The sequence below is a fragment of the Reyranella sp. GW821-FHT12G01 genome, from assembly GCF_058806575.1.
In genome coordinates this window covers 413,945-436,647 of record NZ_JBXAPV010000003.1, presented here as the reverse complement: position 1 = coordinate 436,647, position 22,703 = coordinate 413,945, and the positions used below count along the sequence as shown (strand labels likewise).

The window sequence follows — 22,703 nt, the reverse complement described above, 5'->3', positions numbered from 1 at the left end:
AGGGAGAGTTCGATATCGGGGGCGCCTGTCGTGCCGGCCACCGTGAAGGGGCGCGCGATAAAAGTGCTGCACCTTGATCTGCGACGCCTGCCGACCCTCCAGGCCTGCCAGGACGCCATAAGCGGCGCGGCGAACGCGGGCTTCAATCATGTCTGTGCCGGCCCGGTCTTCGATCTGGGCCCTGCCGCCGATCCTCTTCTCGTCTTCAATCATTCGCGGCCCGTGGCGCATCTCGGTAGTACCGGAGCGTCACGCGATCTGGTGAAATCGCTGCGGCAAGCCTGCGAGAAGGCGGGCCTCGCATTTTTCGTCGATATCGTTCTCGATCGCATCGCTCTGGATGGCGCGTCGGCGAAAGCGCTGGCTGGCGTCTATGACAGCCTGCCGGGCCTCAATCCCCTCGATCCGCGCGTCGGTCGCCGCGAAGCCTCCTCCGCGATGCTCCGGAAGGAATCGGCGGAAGCTGCTGCTGCCTGGTGGTCCAAGCTGCTGGCGGAGTTGGTCACCGCGGGTGCGCAGGGGTTCCGGCTGCTCGGCCTCGCCGACCTGCCCCCGAACGCATTGGGCAGGATTCTGGATCGCGTGCGCGCCGAGACTGCGTGTGCCTTCTGGGGATGGACGCCGGGCGTTGCCTGGTCGCGTTACAGTGAACTCAGGACGGCAGGGCTCTCGGCGGTCTTCGCCTCGACCTGCTGGTGGGACGGCCGCGCCGCGTGGTTCGTGGAGGAACACGAATTGCTGCGTCGGATCGGGCCCGTGCTGGGAGTCGCAGCCGTCCCGTTCGACGTGATGGACCAATCACCGAATGCGCTCGATCGCACGTTGATGTTGGCGGCGGCCACGTCCGAGGGTCTTTTCGTCTCCCAAGGGGTGGCCGATGACGACACCTTGCGCCGTGCGGCAGCGGTCGCCGATGGGATGGCGTGCAAGGGCATCACCGGCGGGCTTCGCTCGCTGACCAGCCCCGCCGCCGACGTCACGATGCTGCTGCGGATCGACAGCCACGATGTACGCGAGGCTCGGCACGGCGCGGCCATCGCACTCAATACCGATCTTTTTCATGCGCGCAGTCTGCCTTTCGACCTCGCGGTGCTGCCCTCGACCGCGGGGGCGGCGCTCGCGGTTGCCGAGAGCGTGGCCGGCGAAAGGGCGCGTGCAAACCTGGAACCGGGAGAAGTCCGAGTGTTCGACGTAACGCCAACTCCCGTTGTCCGTAGCGGCAAGAAAGCCGGCAAGCGCGAGGCCAATGCGGCGGCTGCCCAATCGCCCGTCGTCATCGAACGCGTTAGCCCGGCGGTGAACGGCGGCGCCTTCGCCGCCAAGCACATCGTCGGCAAGCCGCTGATCATCGAGGCCGACATCTTTGCCGACGGCCACGATCTGCTGGCCGCGGAGGTGCTGTGGTGGTCGGCCGACGAAGACGAACGGCGGACCGCGAAGCTGACGCACGTCTCCAACGATCGCTGGCGCGCGACGTTCACGCCGGACCGGATCGGCCGGCATTATTTCTCGGTCGAGGCGTGGCGCGACGAGTATGGCAGCCTGTCGCACGGGCTCGAGGTCAAGCATCGTGCCGGCATCGACGTCGCCGTCGAACTGACGGAAGCGGCGGCCTTCCTGTCCGATCTCAGCGACGAACCCAGGATCGAGGCCCTGCTGGCGGAGGCCAAGGCGGCCGCGCCGGCGGAGGCGGTGGCGCTGCTCACCTCGGCCGCTTCGCGCGCCACTGTCGCGGCGTCGGCCGAACGGCGCTTCCGGACGGACGAGGGGCCGTTTGTTCTGGATGTCGAACGGCCGCAGGCCGAGTTTGCCTCCTGGTACGAGCTCTTCCCGCGCTCTCTCACCGACGACGCCAAGCGGCATGGCACGTTCGACGATGTCATCGCCGCCTTGCCGCGCGTGCGCGACATGGGCTTCGACGTCCTTTACTTCCCGCCCATCCATCCGATCGGCAAGGCCAACCGCAAGGGCCGCAACAACACCCTGACGCCGGGACCGGAAGACGTGGGCAGTCCCTATGCGATCGGCGGTGAGGGCGGTGGCCACGATGCGATCCATCGCCAGCTCGGTACGCCGGAGGATTTCCGTCGCCTGGTCGCCGCCGCCCGCGAGCAGGGGTTGGAGATCGCGCTCGACTTCGCCATCCAGTGCTCGCTCGATCATCCCTGGCTGCGCGAGCATCCGGAATGGTTCCGCCATCGGCCGGACGGCACCATCAAGTACGCCGAGAATCCGCCGAAGAAGTACGAAGACATCGTCAATGTCGACTTCTACGCCGAGGGCGCGATCCCCTCCCTGTGGCTCGCCTTGCGCGATGTCGTGCTGCACTGGGTGGAAGAGGGCGTCCGCATCTTCCGCGTCGACAATCCCCACACTAAGCCGCTCCCGTTCTGGCACTGGATGATCGGCGATATCCGCGGTCGCTATCCCGACGTGATGTTCCTGTCGGAAGCCTTCACGCGGCCCAAGATGATGTACCGCCTGGCCAAGGTCGGCTTCTCCCAATCCTACAGCTACTTCACCTGGCGCAACGGCAAGCAGGAGATCACCGACTATCTGCGGGAGCTCGCGACGACCGAGGTCGCGAACTATTTCCGGCCGAACTTCTTCGTCAACACGCCCGACATCAATCCGATCTTCCTGCAGGGTTCGGGACGCGCCGGCTTCCTGATCCGCGCCGCGCTGGCGGCAACGTCGTCGGGCCTGTGGGGGGTCTATTCCGGCTTCGAACTCTGCGAGGCTGCCGCCCTGCCGGGACGCGAGGAATATCTCGATTCCGAGAAGTATGAGATCAGGCCGCGTGACTTCTCCGCGCCCGGCAACATCGTCGCCGAGATCACGCAGCTCAACCGCCTGCGCCGCTCCCATCCCGCGCTGCAGAGCCATCTCGGCGTCAGCTTCTACAATGCCGGCAACGACCAGATCCTGGTCTACGGCAAGCGGGCGCCGGGCGCCGACGACATGGTCCTCGTGGCGATCAATCTCGATCCCCATCATCCTCAGGAGACCGGCTTCGAAATCCCGCTGTGGGAATGGAAGCTGCCCGACGACGGCGCGATCGAGGTCGAGGATCTCGTGCGCGGCGATCGCTTCACCTGGCACGGCAAGAACCAGCATCTGCGACTGGATCCCGCCGTCCTTCCCTACGCCATCTGGCGGCTGTCGCCCCGGAGGGCTTCATGAACGCACCCATCGCCGACGACAAAGCTATCCTGCCGGTCGCCACCGATCCGCAGTGGTACAAGGACGCGGTCATCTACCAGCTTCACGTGAAGTCGTTCTTCGATTCGAACAACGACGGGATCGGTGATTTTCCGGGGCTGATCGCGCATCTGTCCTACATCGCCGAACTGGGCATCAACACGATCTGGCTGCTGCCGTTCTATCCGTCGCCGCGCAAGGACGATGGCTACGACATCGCCGAGTACACCGCCGTGCACCCCGAGTACGGCAATCTCGACGACGTGAAGCGGCTGATCGAGGAGGCCCATCGCCTCGGTATCCGCGTTATCACTGAGCTGGTGATCAACCACACGTCGGACCAGCACGCCTGGTTCCAGCGCGCGCGTCAGGCGCCGCCGGGATCGCCGGAGCGCGATTTCTACGTCTGGTCCGACAGCGACGAGAAGTATGCCGGCACGAGGGTCATCTTCATCGATTCGCTGCGTTCGAACTGGACCTGGGACCCGGTGGCCAAGGCCTATTTCTGGCATCGCTTCTATTCCCACCAGCCCGATCTCAACTTCGACAATCCCGCGGTGCTCGAAGCGGTGCTGGGCGTGATGCATTTCTGGCTCGACATGGGGATCGACGGGCTGCGCCTCGACGCGGTGCCGTATCTCGTCGAGCGCGAGGGCACGAACAACGAGAACCTGCCCGAGACGCATGAGATCCTGAAGAAGATCCGCGCCGAGATCGACCGCGCCTATCCCGGCCGCATGCTGCTGGCGGAAGCCAACCAGTGGCCCGAGGACACCAAGGAGTATTTCGGCCAAGGCGACGAATGCCACATGGCGTTCCACTTCCCCCTGATGCCGCGCATGTACATGGCTCTGGCGCGCGAGGATCGCTTTCCGATCACCGACATCATGCGCCAGACGCCGCAGATTCCCGACAACTGCCAGTGGGCGATCTTCCTGCGCAATCACGACGAGCTGACGCTCGAGATGGTGACGGATTCCGAGCGCGACTATCTCTGGGAAACCTACGCCACCGACCGGCGCGCGCGGCTCAACCTCGGGATCCGCCGGCGTCTCGCCCCGCTGCTGGAGCGCGATCGCCGTCGCATCGAACTGATGAACTGCCTGCTGCTGTCGATGCCGGGGGCGCCCGTCATCTACTACGGCGACGAGATCGGCATGGGCGACAATATCCGCCTGGGCGATCGCGACGGCGTGCGCACGCCGATGCAATGGTCGCCCGATCGTAACGGCGGCTTCTCGCGCGCCGACCCCGCGGCGCTGGCGCTACCGGCCATCATGGACGCGCTCTACGGCTACGAGACGGTCAACGTCGAGGCCCAGACGCGCGACGTCCATTCGCTGCTGCACTGGACGCGGAAGATGATCGGCGTGCGCCGCACCCATGCCGCCTTCGGCCGGGGCACGCTGCGCTTCCTTTATCCAAAGAACCGCAAGGTGCTGGCCTATCTGCGCGAGCTCGACGGCGAGGTCATCTTCTGCGTCGCCAACGTCTCGCGCACGCCCCAGGCCGTCGAGGTCGACCTGTCGGAGTTCGCCGGTCGCGTGCCGGTGGAGCTGAACGGCGGCTCGCTGTTCCCGCCGATCGGACAACTCACCTACCTGCTGACCCTGCCGCCCTACGGCTTCTACTGGTTCATCCTGGCGAGCGAAACCGAGGCCCCGTCATGGCATACGCCCGCGCCGGAGCCGTTGCCGGACTATGTCACGGTGGTGCTGCGCGGGCCGCTGGGCGAGGGGGTGCAGGCGGCCGCGCCGACCCTGGAGCGGGAGTCGCTGCCACCGTACCTCGCCAAGCGCCGCTGGTTCGGCGCCAAGGACAAGGCGCTGAAATCCTCGCGCTTTGCCTATCTGGCGCGCATTCCCGGTGGGGGTAGTCGCGAACTGCTGTTGGGCGAAATCGAAGTGGCGGCGGGCGACGAGACCAGCCGCTGGCTGTTGCCCCTGTCGATCAGCTGGGAAGACGAACAGGCCGCAGCGCTGCCCGCGCAGTTGGCGCTGGCGCGCGTGCGCCGGGGTCGCCGCATCGGCCTGCTTACCGACGCGTTCGCCGTTCCGGAGTTTGCGCGCGAGATGCTGGCGGCCATGGCGGCCGGCACCACGATCGACGGGCCGGAGGGCAAGATCGTGTTCGAGGCGACGCCGGACAAGGTCGATCTGTTGCAGCGCCCCGCCGACGCCGCCGTCATGTGGCTCTCGGCCGAGCAGTCGAACAGCTCCCTGATCGTCGACGATGCGGTGATGCTGAAAATCTTCCGGCGCATCCAGCCGGGCGAGCATCCCGAAGCCGAGATGACCCGCTATCTCACCAGTCACGACTTCGCCAACGCGCCGGCGCTGGTGGGCGAGGTGAGCCGTATCACGCCCGATGGTACGCGACACGCGCTCGCGGTAGCACAGGCCTTCGTGCGCAATCAGGGCGATGCCTGGACCTGGACGTTGAACCAGTTCAATCGCGCGCTCGACAATCTCGCGAGCCGCGAAGCCACCGCCGAGTCGCGCGACGACGATATCGAGGACTATCACGCCTTCGCCGGCACGATCGGCCGCCAACTCGGCGCGATGCATCAGGTGCTGGCGCGTCCGACATCCAACGAAGCCTTCTCGCCCCGAACGGCCGGCCCCGACGACATTGCGGCGTGGGCGAAGCGGGCGACAGCCATGCTCGATCGGGCAATGGAGACGATCGCCGGCATTACGAGCTGGGATAGCGAGGCGGCCGCGGCCGATGCCAAGCGCCTGCTCGACCGGCGCGAGGCGCTGACGACCTTGCTGGAGCAGCTCGTGCAGAGCGGCCTGGCCTCGATCGTGACGCGCATCCATGGCGATTTCCATCTGGGGCAGGTGCTGATCGCCAGCGCCGACGCCTACATCATCGACTTCGAGGGCGAGCCCGCGCGTCCGCTGGAGGAGCGGCGCCGCAAGGCCAGTCCGATGCGCGACGTCGCCGGCCTGTTGCGCTCGTTCGACTATGCAGCGGCCGCGACGCTCGATCCGAAGAACCTGATCGTGAACCGCGTTCCCCCGGCGCGGCGCCTGACGCTCGTCACGCGCTTGCGCAAAGGCGCCCAGCGCGCCTTTCTCAAGAGCTACCGCGAAGCGACCGTCGGTCTGGCCGGCATGGATCATGGCGAGCTGCTCGACTTCTTCCTCGCCGAGAAGGCGGCCTACGAGATCTGCTACGAGGCCGCGAACCGGCCGTCCTGGGTACCGATCCCGCTGTCGGGCCTGTCGCGGCTGGCCGCCCGCCTGCTGCGGGAAACGCCGCAGGAGAATTCATGAACGCCGTGACGCCCTCCGGTCGCCTCGATCGCGAGACGGCCGAGGCGCTGGCGGCGGCACGGCCGCTCGACGTCTTCGCGGTGCTCGGGTCGCATGACAGCAAGGCGGGCCGGGTCGTGCGCGCCTTCCTCCCCGGGGCGCGCGCCGTCGAGGTGATCGGTCGCGCCGACGGCCTGTCCTGGGGCGAGCTGACTCCGGGCGCCGCTTCCGGGCTGTTCGAAGGACCCGTCTCCAGGTCCGGCGCCTATCTCCTGCGCATCCACTGGCCGGAGGCCGTGCAGGAGACCGAGGACCCTTATTCATTCGGCCCGGCACTGGGCGATCTCGATCTTCATCTCTTCAATGAAGGCCGCCATTTCAAGCTGGCCGAAGCGCTGGGCGCCAACGTCACCTCGATGGACGGCGTCGAAGGGGTACGCTTCGCCGTCTGGGCACCGAACGCCCAGCGCGTCGCCGTCATCGGCGACTTCAATTCATGGGACCGGCGGCGCCATCCGATGCGGCTGCGCCCTTCGGCCGGCGTCTGGGAAATCTTCATCCCGCGCGTCGGCGCCGGCGCCCGCTACAAGTTCGACATCGTCGGCCCAACCGGTGCGCGCGTGGCCGACAAGGCGGACCCCGTGGCGCAGCAGGCCGAGCTGGCACCGGCCACCGCATCGATCGTCGCCGATCCCTCGCCGCTTCGCTGGAACGACGAGGCCTGGATGACGGCGCGCGCCGGGCGCCAGTCCGCGAAAGCACCGATCTCCATCTATGAAGTCCATCCGGCCTCGTGGATGAAGCAGGCGACGGCGGTGGGACAGCCCGAGCGACCGCTGTGGGACTTCCTGACGGAGCGGCTGGTTCCCTATCTCGCGGAGATGGGGTTCACGCATGTCGAACTGCTGCCGATCACGGAGCATCCGTTCGGCGGCTCCTGGGGCTATCAGCCGCTCGGTCTCTTCGCGCCGGCGGCGCGCTACGGTTCGCCTGAATCCTTCGCGCGCTTCGTCGATGCCGCTCATCAGGCCGGCATCGGCGTGCTGCTCGACTGGGTGCCGGCGCATTTTCCGACAGACAGTCACGGGCTCGCCCGGTTCGATGGCACGGCGCTCTACGAGCATCTCGATCCGCGCGAGGGCTTTCATCGCGACTGGAACACCTACATCTACAATTTCGGGCGGCGCGAAGTTCAGGGCTTCCTGATCGCGAGCGCGCTGCATTGGCTGGAGCGTTTCCACGTCGACGGGCTGCGGGTCGATGCCGTCGCCTCGATGCTCTACCGCGACTACAGCCGGCCGGCCGATGCCTGGATTCCAAACATCCATGGTGGCCGCGAGAACCTCGAGGCCATCGGCTTCCTGCGCCATCTCAACGCCGTGGTCGCCGAACGCTGTCCCAGCGCGATCATGGTGGCCGAGGAGTCGACCGCGTGGCCCGGCGTCACCGCGCCGCTGCCGGACGGGCTCGGCTTCTCGTTCAAATGGAACATGGGCTGGATGCACGACACGCTCCAGTTCATCGAGCACCAGCCGATCCATCGGGCCTATCATCATCACGAGATGACGTTCGGGCTTCTCTATGCCTTCTCCGAACGCTTCGTACTGCCGATCTCGCACGACGAAGTCGTGCACGGGAAAGGGTCGCTGATCGGCAAGATGCCCGGCGACCGCTGGCAGAAGTTCGCCAATCTCCGCGCCTATCTGGGATTCATGTGGGCCCATCCCGGCAAGAAGCTGCTGTTCATGGGCAGCGAGATCGCCCAGGAGCGCGAGTGGAACCACGACGGCGAAGTCGACTGGCACCTGCTGGAAGACGGCAGCCACGCCGGAATGCAGCGTCTCGTCCGCGACCTCAACCATCTCTACACGTCCGAACCGGCGCTGCATGCCTCCGACAGCGACCCGTCGGGCTTCGCCTGGATCGTGGGCGATGACCGCGCGAATTCGGTTTTTGCCTTCTTCCGCACCTCTGGTACGGCGCCGCCGTTGTTGGTCGTCTGCAACATGACGCCGGTGCCGCGTCATGGGTATCGCATCGGCGTGCCGAAGGGCGGTCGCTGGCGCGAGGTCGCCAATACCGATTCGCGCTTCTATGGCGGCAGCGACCTCGGCAATGACGGTGCGGTCACGGCTCTCGAGGAGCCCTCGCATGGCCAGGCCCATTCGGTTCAGCTCACCCTGCCGCCGCTCGCGACGGTGATCCTGCGCAGCGAGGATTGATGGCCGCGTCGCCGTGGCCCGACCGGCTCCTGCCCGGAACCTCATATCCGTTGGGGGCAAGCTGGGACGGCCTCGGTACCAACTTCGCGGTCTTCTCCGCGCATGCGACCCGGATCGAACTCTGCCTGTTCGATCCTTCGGGCCGGCGGGAGATCACGCGCTTCGACCTGCCGGAATGCACCGACGAGGTCTGGCACGGCTACCTGCCCAACGCCCGAGCGGGCCTGGTGTACGGCTACCGGGCGCATGGCCCCTACGAGCCGCAGGAGGGGCATCGCTTCAATCCGCACAAGCTGCTGCTCGATCCCTACGCACGCCGCCTCACCGGCGAGATGCGCAACGCCGATGCGCTCTACGGATATCGCGTCAACTCGGCGCGCGCCGACCTGTCGTTCGACCGGCGTGACAGCGCGCCCGGCGTGATGAAGGCGGTCGTGGCCGACGAAAGCTTCAACTGGGCTGACGACCGGCCGCCCGCCGTGCCCTGGTCCGACACCGTGATCTACGAGACGCATGTCCGCGGCCTCAGCATGATGCGCCAGGATTTGCGGCCCAACGAACGCGGTACCTTCGCCGCCCTCGGCGATCCGGTCTTCATCGATCATCTGCGCCGGCTGGGCGTCACGACGGTCGAACTGCTGCCGATCCATGCCTTCGTGCAGGATCGCTTCCTGCTGCAGAGGGGGTTGCGCAATTACTGGGGCTACAACAGCATCGGCTTCTTCGCGCCGGAGCCGCGTTACCTGTCGGACGGCACGCTCGACGAGCTGCGCATCGCGGTCCGCCGCCTCCATGCGGCGGGCCTCGAGCTGATCCTCGACGTCGTCTACAACCACACGGCCGAAGGCGGCGAGATGGGTCCGACTCTGTCGTTCCGCGGCCTCGACAATGCGAGTTACTACCGGCTGGTCGCCGACAATCCACGCTACTGCGTCAACGACACCGGGACCGGCAACACGCTCAACCTGTCGACTCCGCGCGTCCTGCAGATGGTCATGGATTCGCTGCGCTACTGGGTCACGGTGTTCCATATCGACGGTTTCCGCTTCGATCTCGGCGTGACCTTGGGGCGCGAGGCGCACGGTTTCGATCCCTGCTCGGGCTTCTTCGACGCGATCCGGCAGGACCCGGTGTTGCAGAAAGTGAAGCTGATCTCCGAGCCGTGGGACATCGGCCCGGGAGGCTACCAACTCGGCAATCATCCGCCGGGCTTCGCCGAATGGAACGACCGCTTCCGCGACGGCGTGCGGCGCTACTGGCGTGGCGATCCCGGCCAGCGCGCCGACTTCGCCGCGCGGTTGGCAGGTTCCAGCGACCTGTTCGATCGGCGTCACCGGCGTCCCTGGGCCTCGGTCAATTACGTGGCGTCGCACGACGGGTTCACGCTGCTGGACGCGGTGAGCTACGTCGATCGCCACAACGAAGCCAACGGCGAGGACAACAAGGACGGCCACGGCGAGAACCACACGTCCAACTGGGGTGTCGAAGGGCCGAGCGAAGATCCCGCCATCCTCGACACGCGCCAGCGGCTGCAGCGGGCCATGCTCGCGACGCTGTTCCTGGCGCAGGGCACGCCGATGCTGCTGGGCGGCGACGAGTTCGGCCGCACGCAGCACGGCAACAACAATGCCTACTGCCAGGACAACGAAACGTCGTGGATCGACTGGAGCCTGCTGGAGAAGCCGGAAGGCAGGAGCCTCGCGACCTTCGTCGGGCGCCTGCTGGCGCTGCGCCATCGCCACGCGGTGCTGCGGTCGCCGTACTTCCTGCACGGTCGCGAGTTCCCGGCCGAGGGCGTGCCCGATATCGCCTGGTTCGATGCGTCGGGCGAGATCGTTTCCAACGAGTCCTGGAACAACGCGGAAGACCGTTGCCTTGCGTTGAGGCGAACCAGTCCCAACGACGATGGTTCCGTCACCATGCTGACCGTCCTCTTCAACTCCGGAACGGCGGACTGCCGTTTTCGTTTGCCTGAGCCACGTTGGCCGGCGCGGGTCGTGCTCGATAGCGCGATACCCGATGCGCCGGAGCGTGAGTTGCAGGAGGAAGAAATCGTGGTCGCACCTCGCAGTGTCGTCGTGGCGCTTGCTATCAGGGCCCCCCAGTGACCGATCGTTTCGCGCGCGACCTGCCGTTTGGCGCCTCCCTGCTCCCGTCGGGCGCAACCCGCTTCCGTTTCTGGGCGCCCGCCCAGAAACGTGTGAGCGTGGAAATCGAAGGACTTCCGGCTGTGCCGATGAGGGCCACCGGCGACGGCTGGTTCGAGGCCGAAGTGCCGTGTCGTGCCGGCGCGCGTTATCGCTACCGCCTCGGCAGCGACTTGGCCGTGCCCGATCCTGCTTCGCGCGGGCAGGCCGAGGACGTGCACGGGCCGAGCCTCGTGGTCGATCCGCGCAGTTACAAATGGCGGCACGTCGATTGGCGCGGCCGTCCGTGGCACGAGACCGTGCTGTACGAGCTGCATGCCGGCGCCTTCGGCGGTTTCGCGGGCGTGCAGGCCGCTCTGCCCGCGCTAGCGGAGCTGGGCGTCACCGCGATCGAGCTGATGCCGGTCAACGATTTCCCGGGCAGCCGCAACTGGGGCTACGACGGCGTGCTGCCGTTTGCGCCCGATCGCAGCTATGGCACGCCCGACGAATTGAAGGCGCTCGTCGATTCGGCGCACGGGCTCGGCCTGATGATGTTCCTCGACGTCGTCTACAATCACTTCGGCCCCGACGGGAACTACCTCGGCGCCTACGCGCCGGGCTTCTTCCGCGACGACATCGCCACGCCCTGGGGGGCGGCCATCGACTTCCGCCGCGCCGAGGTGCGGCGCTACTTCACCGAGAACGCGCTCTACTGGCTGCACGAATATCGCTTCGACGGGCTGCGCTTCGATGCCGTTCACGCGATCTCCGAAGCCGACTGGCTGGACGAGATGGCGGCCGAGGTGCGGCGATCTCTCGAGCCGGGACGCCATGTCCATCTCGTGCTGGAGCATGACGGCAACGTCGCCGATCACCTGCGCTGCGATTTCGATGCCCAGTGGAACGACGACGCCCATCACGTGCTGCACGCAATGCTCACGGGGGAGAGCGACGGCTATTACGCCGACTATGCCGATGAGCCGGCACGCCGACTGGCGCGCGCGCTCTCCGAAGGCTTCGTCTACCAGGGCGATGCCTCGGCCTATCGCAACGGCGAGCCGCGCGGAACGGCCAGCAAGGACCTCCCGCCGATGTCCTTCGTGCTGTTCCTCCAGAACCACGACCAGATCGGCAATCGTCCCTTCGGCGACCGCCTTACGAGCCATGTCGATGCCGACGTGCTGGAGGCGGCGGTGGCGTTGCAGCTTCTCTGCCCGCACGTGCCGATGATCTTCATGGGGGAGGAGAATGCCAGCACCACGCCGTTCCTCTACTTCACGGACCATGCCGGCGACCTCGCCGACGCGGTGCGGGAAGGACGGCGGCGCGAGTTTGCGGGCTTCAAGGGCTTTGCGCCGGGTGAGGGCATGTCGAGCATCCCCGATCCCAACGAGGCCGCGACGTTCGAGCAAAGCCGCCCCTTGTCCGATGCCAAGCAGGGTACGGCCCGGCACCGCCTCTATCATGAACTTCTCGCGCTCCGGGCGCGGGCCCTGATGCCGCGTCTCGCGGGCACCCGCTCGCTCGGAGCGGAGGTGGCAGGGCCGTCCGCGGTCGTGGCGCGCTGGGAGCTGGGCGACGGGGCGATCCTCACCCTTGCGTCCAATCTCGGCCGGCAGCTCGCCGAGATCGCAGGCGTGCGGGGCGATCTCCTGTTCGAGTCCCGCGCCGGCGCGGCCCGGGCCGCCCGCGAGGGCCGTCTCGCGGGCGCGACCACGGTGGCGGTGCTGGTGCCGGCGCCATGAGCGACGAGGACGTTCGGCAACTCGCCCGCGCGGCCGGCCTCGCCGAGGCCTGGACCGATGCGACCGGAATCCCGCAACAGGTTTCTCCCGATTCGCTTCACCGCATCCTGGCGTCGCTGGGGCTTCCCTCGGCAACGCCCGCCGACATCGAAGACAGTCATCGCAAGCTTGCGCCGCAGGACACGCTTCCCCCGCTCGTGACGATGCAGGCGGGTTCGCGCCTGATCCTGCCGCGCGGCGCGGCACGCGGGCTGCTCACCTATGAAGACGGCGGCACGGCGACCCTGAGGTTTTCCGTGCGGGCGGGTCGGCTCTTCGGTCCGGTCATCGATCGAGTGGGTTATCACCGGCTGGAGATTGCCGATCAGCAAGTGACGGTCGCCGTGGCGCCGCCGCGCTGCGTCACGATCGCGGATCGTGCGGAGGGCAAGCGGCTGTGGGGCGTGGCCGCGCAGATCTACGGACTGCGCCGGGCCGGCGATGGTGGCATCGGCGATGCGACGGCGGTGCGCGAACTGGCCATTGCCGCGGCAGGTCACGGCGCCGACGCGGTCGCGCTCAGCCCCGTCCACAGCCTGTTTGCCGCCGATCCCGGCCGTTACGGACCCTATTCGCCATCGAGCCGCCTGTTCTTCAATCCGCTGTTCGCCGATCCCGACATCGTATTCGGGCGCGAGCGCGTCGCCCGGCATCGCCGGGAGCCGGCGGCGTTCGAGCATGCGCCCCTGGTGGACTGGCGGCCCGCCGCCGAAGCCAAGCTCGGCCTGCTGCGCCGGCTGTTTGACGATTTCGAAGCCCACGACATGACGGGCAACACCGAACTCGCAAAAGCGTTCGCCGACTTCGTCCGCGACGGCGGCGATCTGCTGCAGGGGCATGCGCTGTTCGAGACCCTCCATGGCAAGTGGCTCGGCAGCGAACCGGCGCTGGGCTACTGGCGCGACTGGCCGCCTGCCTTCCGGCAGGGCCTCGCACGGCCGGACGATGCCGAGATGAAGGCATTCCTTGCCGCCGAAGAGAGCACGGTGCGCTTCCACCAATTCCTGCAATGGCTCGCCGCGCGTTCCTTCGCGGCGGCGCAGACGGCAGCGGTGGAGGCCGGTATGCGCATCGGCCTGATCAGCGATCTCGCCATCGGCATGGACCGCGCCGGCAGCCACGCCTGGTCGCGCCAGAGCGACCTGCTGCTGGGACTCGGGATCGGCGCGCCGCCCGACGAATTCAACAAGCAGGGCCAGGATTGGGGCCTGTCGGGCTTCTCGCCCCAGGCGCTCGTGTCGACCGGCTTCGAACCGTTCCTGTCGACGGTGCGGGCGGCGATGAAACATGCCGGCGGTGTCCGCATCGATCACATCATGGGACTGCAGCGCCTGTGGCTGGTACCCGAGGGCGCGCCCTCCTCGGAAGGCGCCTATCTCGCCTATCCGCTGGACGACCTCCTGCACCTGCTGGCGCTGGAATCGCATCGTCACGGCGCCGTGGTGATCGGCGAGGATCTGGGGACGGTGCCGCGCGGCTTCCGTCGCCGTCTCACCGAAGCCGGCATCGCCGGCATGGATGTGATGTGGTTCGAACGTAATCGCGGCGGCTTCCGCACGCCGGCGCGCTGGCGCAAGGACGCCGTGTCGATGACCACGACGCACGATCTGCCGACGGTTGCCGGCTGGTGGCGTGGCGCCGATATCGAAGTGAGGGGTGCGCTCGGCCTGGCAGGTGCGGGAGAACCCGAAGCGCGCCAGGTCGACCGGCGGCGACTTTGGCGGGCTTTCACTGCGGCCGGCATGGCTGAGGGCCCCGCGCCTGCGGCCGACGATCCGGCGCCTGCGGTCGATGCGGCGCTGGGCTATGTCGCCAGTTCGCCGGCGCCGCTCATGCTGGCGCCGCTCGAGGACCTGCTGGGGCTGGCTGAACAGCCGAATCTGCCGGGCACGATCGACCAGCATCCGAATTGGCGGCGGCGCCTGGAGCCGCCGGCGGCCCGGCTGTTCGACGATCCCGTCGTCGAGCGTCGCGCGGCCTCGATCGTCGCGCGCCGCAAATGATCCCGCGCGCCACGCTGCGGCTGCAGTTCCATCGCGATTTCACCTTTGCCGATGCAGCCCGTCATGTGGACTGGTTTGCGTCGCTCGGCGTCAGCCACATCTATGCCTCGCCCATCGCCGTCGCGCGGCCGGGCTCGATGCATGGCTACGACGTCATCGACCCTGCCCGCGTGAATCCGGAACTGGGCGGCGAGGCGGGTTTGTTGTCCTTTGCCGCCAGATTGCGCGCGGTCGGGCTCGGGCTGATCCTCGACATCGTGCCCAATCACATGGCGGCCGATCCCGGTAACGCCTGGTGGCGCGACGTGCTGCGCCACGGTCGCGCCAGCCGCCATGCCGAATGGTTCGACATCGATTGGGATGCCGGGGGCGAGCGTCCGGCGAAGGTCCTGCTGCCCGTGCTCGGACGCCCGCTCGACGAGGTTCTGGAGGCCGGCGAGCTTTCGATCGGACAGGACGCCGAGGGGCGGCCGGAACTACGCTATTTCACGCATTCCTTCCCGCTGTGCGACGGCAGTGCCGAGGGGCGAGGCAGTCTCACCAATCTGCTGGCGCGGCAGCATTACCGGCTCGCCTCATGGCGCGTGGCGGGCGATCGCATCAACTGGCGCCGCTTCTTCGACATCAACGAACTGGTCTGCCTGCGGATGGAACGGCCGGAGGCGTTCGAGGCGGTTCATGCCCTGCCGCTGCGCCTCTACGCCGAAGGCGTGATCGACGGTCTGCGCATCGACCATGTCGACGGGCTCACCGATCCCGCCGCCTATTGCCGGGACCTGCGTGCGCATCTCGACGCGCTGGCGAAGCAGCATGGCCGGCCGAGAGCCTGGCTCGTCGTCGAGAAGATCCTCCTCAAGGGCGAGACGTTGCCGAAGGACTGGGGCTGCGACGGCACCACCGGCTACGACTTCATGGACGAGGTGAACGCGCTCCAGCATGACGCCCGGGGCGAGCCGTTGCTGGCGAAAAGCTGGTCCGAACTCAGCGGCCGGCCGGCCACGTTCGCGCCGGAGGAATTGAAGGCGCGGCGCGAGATCGTGGCGCGCAGTTTTTCCGCGCAGCTCGAAGCCTGTGTAGTGGCGTGGCAGGCGATCACCGGAGACCGCGTGCCGCGGCCGACCCTGCGGCGGCTGCTGGCCGAGTTCCTGGCGCACGTGCCGGTCTATCGCACCTATGGCGCCGGGCACATTCTGTTGGAACGAGATGCGACGATCCTGCGCGATGTCGCGGCCCATGCATCGAAGACCTGCCTGGCAACCGACCGGTGGGCGGTCGAGCCGCTGCTGGCGGCGATGCTGTCGCCCAAGCCCTCATCCGGCTCGTGGCCGCGCGCGATGGCGCGCTTCCAGCAGTTGAGCGCGCCGGTCGCCGCCAAGTCGGTCGAGGATACCGGCTTCTACCGCTACGGCCGCCTGCTCTCGCGCAACGATGTCGGCTTCGACGTCGAGACGTTCGCGATCGATGCCGATGCTTTCCATGCCCGCATGCAGGCGCGTCACGCCGATTATCCGCACACGATGCTGGCGACCGCCACGCACGATCACAAGCGCGGCGAGGATCTGCGCGCGCGCCTCGCGGTGCTGAGCGAACTCGCACCGGACTGGACGGAGTTCCTGTCGCGCCGGATCGATGTGTCATCGTCTTCGCCGACGCCGGGCGACGTCGCGATGCTGTTGCAGATGGTGGTTGGCGCCTGGCCGCTCGACCTCGCGCGCGACGATGCGAAGGGACGCCACGCCTTTGCCGAGCGGCTGTCCGGCTGGCAGCAGAAGGCCTTGCGCGAAGCCAAGCTCAGGAGCGACTGGGCCGATGTCAACGAGACGTACGAGGAAGCGGCGCGCGCCTTCACGATGCGCCTCGTGGCCGAGGACGCCATGCCCGATCTCCTCGGCGAGCTTCTGGCGTTCGTTCGCCGCATCGCGCCCGCCGGCGCGGTGAACGGCCTCGCGCAATGCCTGCTGAAGCTTACGGTGCCGGGGGTGCCGGACCTCTACCAGGGCACCGATCTTTGGGACTTCAGCCTGGTCGATCCGGACAATCGCCGGCCGGTCGACTTTGCTGCACGTGCGAAGATGTCTGACCTGCCGCTGTCCGATTTGATGCCGTCGTGGCGTGACGGCCGGCTCAAGCAGGCGCTGATCCGGCGGACACTCGCCTTGCGCAAGCGCGTGCCACATCTCTTTGTCGACGGCGCCTATCGCCCGGTTGAGGTGGAGGGACCTGGCAGCGAGTCAGTCGTCGCGTTCCGGCGGCAGGCCGGCAACGACTGGCTGCTCGTCGTTGTGCCGCGGCTGGTTCTGCCGCTGATGTCTGGAGAGGGCAGCCTTTCGTTACGGCATGATGCTTTCATGGGCACGACCCTCGTGATGGATGATTTAGGGCAAAGCCGACCGGCGTACGATGTTCTGAGCAATCGCAGCATGGATTTGGCGCCGGACGGAATCGCACTGAATCTGCTGTTCGGCGTACTTCCGATCGCCTTGGTTTCGTCCGTTTCGCTGGGTTGAATCACTGTTGATAACGCCACTGGCGGGCGCTCCAGCGCCCGTGTAAGGGCGATATCACTCGCGGCGGCGTGGAACGCAGACACGCAGCTCGACGCACGGGAGCCGGGGAGGGTCCACCTTGAGCGGGGGCACGCCCACAAGCGGATATCCGGATAGCAGCGACCATGACCTCACGGTGCGTAGGTAGCGAAACATGGTCAGCCGGCGTGGCGCCCGGCCCGCGAGAATTACTGCGAGTGATGCAACGAAGCCTCAGCGCGGTCTGATCTCCGCGCCCGTGGAACTTGTCCAGAAAATGGGCGTTCCGCTCCTCAACTGAGGAGATTTTCCATGAATGGCATCATCTATCTGGTCGGTCTGGTCGTCGTCGTCATGTTCATCCTGTCCTTCCTTGGTCTTCGGTAGGAGCGCGAACCATGGCCGTCGCCACCACTGCGGTTCCCGCAGCGATTCCCGTCGAGACCGCACCGCTTCGTTATCTTGATTGGGGTCCCGTTCTTCTCGGCGCCATAGGCGCTGCCGCGATGACCATCGTCCTGCTGGCGTTCGGCTCGGCGCTCGGTTTGAGCGTCGTCTCGCCTTACCCCTATGCCGGCATCTCGGCGAAGGGCGCTGCCATCCTCGCGGCCGTCTATCTCGCCCTCGTCATGGTCGCGAGTTTCGCGGCGGGCGGTTACATCGCCGGGCGCATGCGCACCCCGTGGCGCACGACCGACGAAACCGAGATGCACTTCCGTGATGGCGCCCATGGTTTCGGTGTCTGGTCGGTCGGTGTCCTGCTGGGCGCTGCGCTCGCGGCTTCCGGCGTCGGTGCGGTCGTCTCCGCGGCCGGCAAGGCCACGACCGCGATCGCCGCGGCCGGCACCGCCGGTGCGGCTTCCAATCCGGCGATGGGCCAGCTCTCGCTGCGTCCGACCGACTACGCGATCGATCGCCTGCTGGCGCCGGCGCCTGCCGCCGCTGCTGCTCCCGCCACGACCGCCGCTCCCGGCGCTACGCCCGCTCCAGTCGCAGCCACGCCCGCGCCGCGTTCGCGCGCCGACCTCGAGGCGCCGATCGCGCGCGTCTTCGCGGCTGGCCTTGCGAACCCGCAGCTCGATGCCCGCGACCGCACCTATCTGGCGAGCATCGTCGCCAACCAGACGGGCATGTCGCAGGCCGATGCGGAGAAGCGCGTCGACGAGACCTATGCCGACCTGAAGGCGGCCGAACAGAAGGCCCGTGATGCGGCCGAGGCTGCCCGCAAGACCGCGATCATCGCGGCCTTCCTCGCGGCGGCGACCCTGGCGATTGGTTGTGCGGCGGCCTGTGCCGGCGCCGCCTTGGGCGCCCGTCATCGCGACGAACGGACGGCGGTCGTCTTCCTGGGTTCGACCCGTTTCTGGTAACGGCAGCAACGACTGGCTGCGAAGAGGAGAGGGCAGCAATGCCCTCTCTTTTTTGCGTGTGGTCTAGGCGGCGGTCGCCTTCAGGGGCGTGAGCGAGCCCGCGATGAACATCGCCTTGGCGCGTGAACGGCTGAGCTTGCCCGACGAAGTGAGCGGCAGGCCGGCCTGTCGCGAGACGAGCTCGATCCGGCAATCGACGCCGGCCGTCTCCTTGACGATCTGCTTCACGTCGCCGATCAGCGCGTCGAGCTCGGCCTTGTCGCCGAGGAAGCTCTGGACCAGCACGACGACCTGCTCGCCTTCCGTGGTGTCGACCGAGAAGGCGCAGGCATCGCCGCGCCGCAGGCGGGGCAATGCCTCGACGGCCCATTCGATGTCCTGCGGCCAGATGTTCCGGCCGTTGACGATGATGAGGTCCTTGGCGCGACCGGTGATGACCAGCTCGTCGCCGCGCCAGTAGCCGAGATCGCCGGTGTCGAGCCAGCCATTCTCCAGGACGGCGCGCGTCTCTTCTTCCTGCAGATAGTAGCCGGGCATCACGCTCGGTCCGTTGGCGAAGATGCGGCCGACGCGGCCTTCGCCCAGCACCTGGCCGGTCTCGCTGCGGATCTCGAGGCGATGGCCGGGCAAGGGGCGGCCGCACATCACGAAGTCGCGCGAGCCCATGCGGTCGGTCTTGTAGCCTTCGAAGCGTCGGTTGAAGCTGAGGCCGACGCAGACCTCGGCCATGCCGTAGCTCGGATAGAAGGCACGTGCATCGAACCCGTAGGCGGCGAAGGTCTCCGCGAACCGGTTCAACACCGACGGCTGGATCATGTCGGCGCCGATGCCGGCCAGGGTCAGGCTGGACAGGTCGAGGCCCTCGGGCTTCTTGGCCTGCGCGCGGCGCGCGACGAGGTCGTAGCCGAAGGACGGGCTGTAGGTGATCGTGGCGCGGCGGCGCGAGATCAGCGACAGCCACTGCAGCGGCCGGCGGGCGAACTCGCGCGGCGCCAGCAGGTCGACGCTGCGCTGCGCGCACATCGGCGCGAGCACGAAGCCAATCAGGCCCATGTCGTGATAGAGCGGCAGCCAGCTCACGCCGGAATCGTTCTCGTTCAGCTCCTGCTGTCCGATCGATCCGTCGATGTTGGCCATCAACTGGTCCTGGCGGATGTCGACGCCGAGCGGCGTGCGCGTGCTCCCCGAGGAGAACTGGATGTAGCAGCGCTCACCGGCAGCGAGCGGCTGCATCTCCGTCGTGGCCTCGGGCAGGTTCTCGAACGACGCGAGCGTTCCCGCGAAGCGCGACCAGGTCCCTTCCGCGGCGGTCTCGGCGAACTCGACCAGCTCGTCCGGGGCGATCACGGCGACCGCGCCGGAGGCGACGATCTGGCGGCGAAGCTGCTCGATGTAGCTTTCCTTGGCGCCGAGGCCCACCGGCACCGGCACGGGGACGGGCAGGACCCCGGCATACTGGGCGCCGAAGAAGGCGACGCAGAATTCCGCGCAGGTGTCGGCGATGAGCACGATCCGCTCGCCGCGGCCGATGCCGGCGCCGACCAGGCGGCGCGCGAAGCCCAGCGCGCGGGTACGGAGATCGGCATAGGGCAGCCGCTCCAGCAGCTTGCCGCGCGCATCGAAGAAATTCAGGCCGGTCTCGCCTTGCGCCGCATAGTCGAGGGCGCTGGCCAAGCTCGGGAAGCCGCCGCGGCGGAACGGCAGCTGCGAATTGTGGGTGGGCGTGGGGTCGCTTGCCGGGCGCGGAGCCGAATGCGTCCCTCCGTGCGACCCGCTGGAACCAGGGGACTCGCGCGTACTGGAGACTGGAGCAGGAATCCCGCTCGGCTTCGACATCAACGCGGCTCCGACCTTTACCTGTTTAAGACAACGCAGTTTCGTAGAGCCGGCGGGCACTCGTAATCAATAAAATGCGGATATTGGCCAAGGATCATGCGCGATTATGGCAAATTTCCGCAGTTCCGCTTAGCGATCTGGAGTTCCCGGGGGCGGCGGCGGGACCTTATGGACGTGAGGGGGCGTCATCGTCAAAGGCCGCCCGGCCTCTGACGATGTCTTTGTGACGGCCCGTGTCTCGGAGGCGCCGTCTCAGCGCTGCGGCATTCCCTGGGGGACGACGGTCGCCACGATCGAGGCGTCGAGCGCTTCGTAGTCCTCGTATCCGATGGCGGCGTAGAGCTCCGCCCGGGTCTGCATCCTGTCGAGCATCTTGTGCGTGCCGCCGTCGCTCTTCAGGGCGGCGAAGAGCTGCTGCTGGGCCTTGTTGGCGACGCGCAGCGACGAGACGGGCCAGATCACCATCCGGTAGCCCATCTCCTCGAACTCCGAGGCGGTGAAGAACGGCGTGCGGCCGAACTCGGTCATGTTGGCCAGCAGCTTCACGCCCGGCATCGCCTTGGCGAAGGCGCGGAACATCTCGGCGTCGTGCAGCGCCTCGGGGAAGATCGCGTCGGCGCCGGCCTCGATGTAGAGCTTGGCGCGGGCGATGGCGCCCTCCATGCCTTCGCTCGCGGCCGCGTCGGTGCGCGCGATGATGCAGAGGTCGCGACGCGCCTTGGCCGCGGCCGCCACCTTGGCCGCCATGTCGTGCGGCTCGGCCAGCTTCTTGTTGTTGAGATGGCCGCACTTCTTGGGAAGGATCTGGTCCTCGATGTGGACCGCACCGGCGCCGGCCTCCTCGAAGGCCCGCACCATGTGCATCACGTTAAGCGCTTCACCGTAACCGGTGTCGCCGTCCACCAGCACCGGCAGGCCCGCGGCGCGCGAGACCTGGCGGATGAAGAAGCACACCTCGTCGACGGTGATGATCCCGAGATCGGGCAGGCCCATCGAGGCCGTCATCGCCGCGCCCGAAAGATAGAGCGCCTCGAAACCCGCCGCCTTGGCCTGCAGCGCGGCCATGCCGTTGTGGGTACCCGGCATCTGCAGGATACCCGGCCGTTCCAGGAGCTTGCGGAAACGGGCTCCGGCGGAACCGGACGGCAGGTCGGAGGCGACGAGATAGGGCATGTCTTTCTCTCTCAGGCGACGCGGGCGGAGGTTTACTTGCCGCGCTTTGCCAGGGGCACGAACGGCGTGTTCTCCGGGCCGGTGTAGTTGGCTGCCGGCCGGATAATCTTGTTGTCGATGCGCTGCTCGATGACGTGCGCAGCCCATCCCGAGGTGCGGGCGATCACGAACAGCGGCGTGAACATCGCCGTCGGAACGCCCATCATGTGATAGGAGACGGCGCTGAACCAATCGAGGTTGGCGAACATCTTCTTGGCGTCGGCCATCACCTTCTCGATGCGCTCGGCGACTTCGAACAGGTGGGTCGAGCCCGCTTCCTCGCTGAGCTGGCGGGCAACGCGCTTGATCACCTCGTTGCGCGGATCGGCGATCGTGTAGACCGGATGGCCGAAGCCGATCACGACTTCCTTGGCCGCGACCCGGCGACGGATGTCGGCTTCCGCCGTGTCCGGATCGGGGTAGCGTTCCTGGATCTCGAACGCGACTTCGTTGGCGCCGCCGTGCTTGGGACCGCGCAGCGCGCCGATCGCGCCCGTCACCGCCGAGTAGAGGTCGGCGCCGGTGCCGGCGATCGCGCGGGCGGTAAAGGTCGAGGCGTTGAACTCATGCTCGGCATAGAGGTTCAGCGAGGTGTGCATCGCGCGGACGTGCGAGGCCGAGGGCTTCTTGCCGTGCAGCAGGTGCAGGAAGTGCGCCGCGATGCTGTCGTCGTCGGTCTCGACGTCGATCTGGCGGCCGTTCTGGGAATAGTGATGCCAGTAGAGCAGCATCGAGCCCAGCGACGCCATCAGCCGGTCGGCGATGTCGCGCGCGCCCGGATGGTTGTGGTCGTGCATTTCGGGCAGCACGCAGCCCAGCGCCGAGACGCCGGTGCGCATCACGTCCATCGGGTGGGTCGCCGCCGGCAGCAGTTCCAGCGAGCGCTTCACCACGATCGGCAGGCCGCGCAGCGCGCGCAGCTTCGCCTTGTAGGCCTTGAGCTGGACCTCGGTCGGCAGGGTGCCGTGGACCAGCAGGAAGGCGAGCTCCTCGAACTCGCAGGTCTCCGCGATTTCGAGGATGTCGTAGCCGCGATAGTGCAGGTCGTTGCCGGTGCGGCCGACGGTGCACAGCGCCGTGTTGCCGGCGGTGACGCCGGACAGGGCGACGGACTTCTTGGGCGCGTTCTTGAGGGGGGCGGGCTCAGCCATGGTTTCCTCC

At 67.4% G+C, this 22,703-nt stretch carries 11 protein-coding genes; 8 read left to right on the top strand and 3 right to left on the bottom strand.

The window, feature by feature from the left end:
- Positions 1-30 precede the first annotated feature (30 nt).
- The 8 genes from AC1RP5_RS27090 to AC1RP5_RS27055 all read left to right on the top strand — a co-directional run bounded on the left by AC1RP5_RS27090 (position 31) and on the right by AC1RP5_RS27055 (position 18,494).
- Positions 31-3,183, top strand: coding sequence for an alpha-1,4-glucan--maltose-1-phosphate maltosyltransferase (locus tag AC1RP5_RS27090; protein ID WP_493115910.1), 3,153 nt, complete (start codon positions 31-33; stop codon positions 3,181-3,183).
- On the top strand, positions 3,180-6,482 hold the full coding sequence (gene treS / locus AC1RP5_RS27085; protein ID WP_493115909.1) for a maltose alpha-D-glucosyltransferase: 3,303 nt from the start codon (positions 3,180-3,182) through the stop codon (positions 6,480-6,482). Before AC1RP5_RS27090 ends, treS begins: the two co-directional genes overlap by 4 nt.
- The gene (glgB, locus tag AC1RP5_RS27080) at positions 6,479-8,683 is read left to right on the top strand and encodes a 1,4-alpha-glucan branching protein GlgB (RefSeq protein ID WP_493115908.1); all 2,205 of its coding nucleotides are present in this window, start codon (positions 6,479-6,481) and stop codon (positions 8,681-8,683) included. The genes treS and glgB overlap by 4 nt, the downstream gene beginning before the upstream one ends.
- Positions 8,683-10,791 (top strand): glycogen debranching protein GlgX, encoded by a 2,109-nt coding sequence (gene glgX / locus AC1RP5_RS27075; protein ID WP_493115907.1) that lies wholly within the window; start codon positions 8,683-8,685, stop codon positions 10,789-10,791. Before glgB ends, glgX begins: the two co-directional genes overlap by 1 nt.
- A complete protein-coding gene (gene treZ, locus AC1RP5_RS27070; RefSeq protein WP_493115906.1) occupies positions 10,788-12,557 on the top strand; it encodes a malto-oligosyltrehalose trehalohydrolase in 1,770 nt (589 codons plus the stop codon). Before glgX ends, treZ begins: the two co-directional genes overlap by 4 nt.
- On the top strand, positions 12,554-14,599 hold the full coding sequence (gene malQ, locus AC1RP5_RS27065; protein WP_493115905.1) for a 4-alpha-glucanotransferase: 2,046 nt from the start codon (positions 12,554-12,556) through the stop codon (positions 14,597-14,599). Before treZ ends, malQ begins: the two co-directional genes overlap by 4 nt.
- Positions 14,596-17,106: a malto-oligosyltrehalose synthase gene (gene treY, locus AC1RP5_RS27060; RefSeq protein ID WP_493115904.1), complete on the top strand. Its 2,511-nt coding sequence runs from the start codon at positions 14,596-14,598 to the stop codon at positions 17,104-17,106. Before malQ ends, treY begins: the two co-directional genes overlap by 4 nt.
- Before the next feature lie 416 nt (positions 17,107-17,522).
- On the top strand, positions 17,523-18,494 hold the full coding sequence (locus tag AC1RP5_RS27055; protein ID WP_493115903.1) for a hypothetical protein: 972 nt from the start codon (positions 17,523-17,525) through the stop codon (positions 18,492-18,494).
- Positions 18,495-18,557: 63 nt separating this feature from the next.
- On the opposite strand, the gene AC1RP5_RS27050 is transcribed toward AC1RP5_RS27055, so the two are convergent.
- The 3 genes from AC1RP5_RS27050 to prpC form a co-directional block, all read right to left on the bottom strand.
- Entirely contained in the window at positions 18,558-20,168 is a 1,611-nt protein-coding gene (locus AC1RP5_RS27050; RefSeq protein ID WP_493115902.1) for a fatty acyl-AMP ligase, read from the bottom strand.
- 414 nt (positions 20,169-20,582) lie between these two features.
- On the bottom strand, positions 20,583-21,503 hold the full coding sequence (prpB, locus tag AC1RP5_RS27045) for a methylisocitrate lyase (RefSeq protein ID WP_493115901.1): 921 nt from the start codon (positions 21,501-21,503) through the stop codon (positions 20,583-20,585).
- Between the two features lie 32 nt (positions 21,504-21,535).
- Positions 21,536-22,693, bottom strand: a complete 1,158-nt coding sequence (gene prpC / locus AC1RP5_RS27040; RefSeq protein WP_493115900.1) for a bifunctional 2-methylcitrate synthase/citrate synthase — start codon at positions 22,691-22,693, stop codon at positions 21,536-21,538.
- Positions 22,694-22,703: the final 10 nt, after the last annotated feature.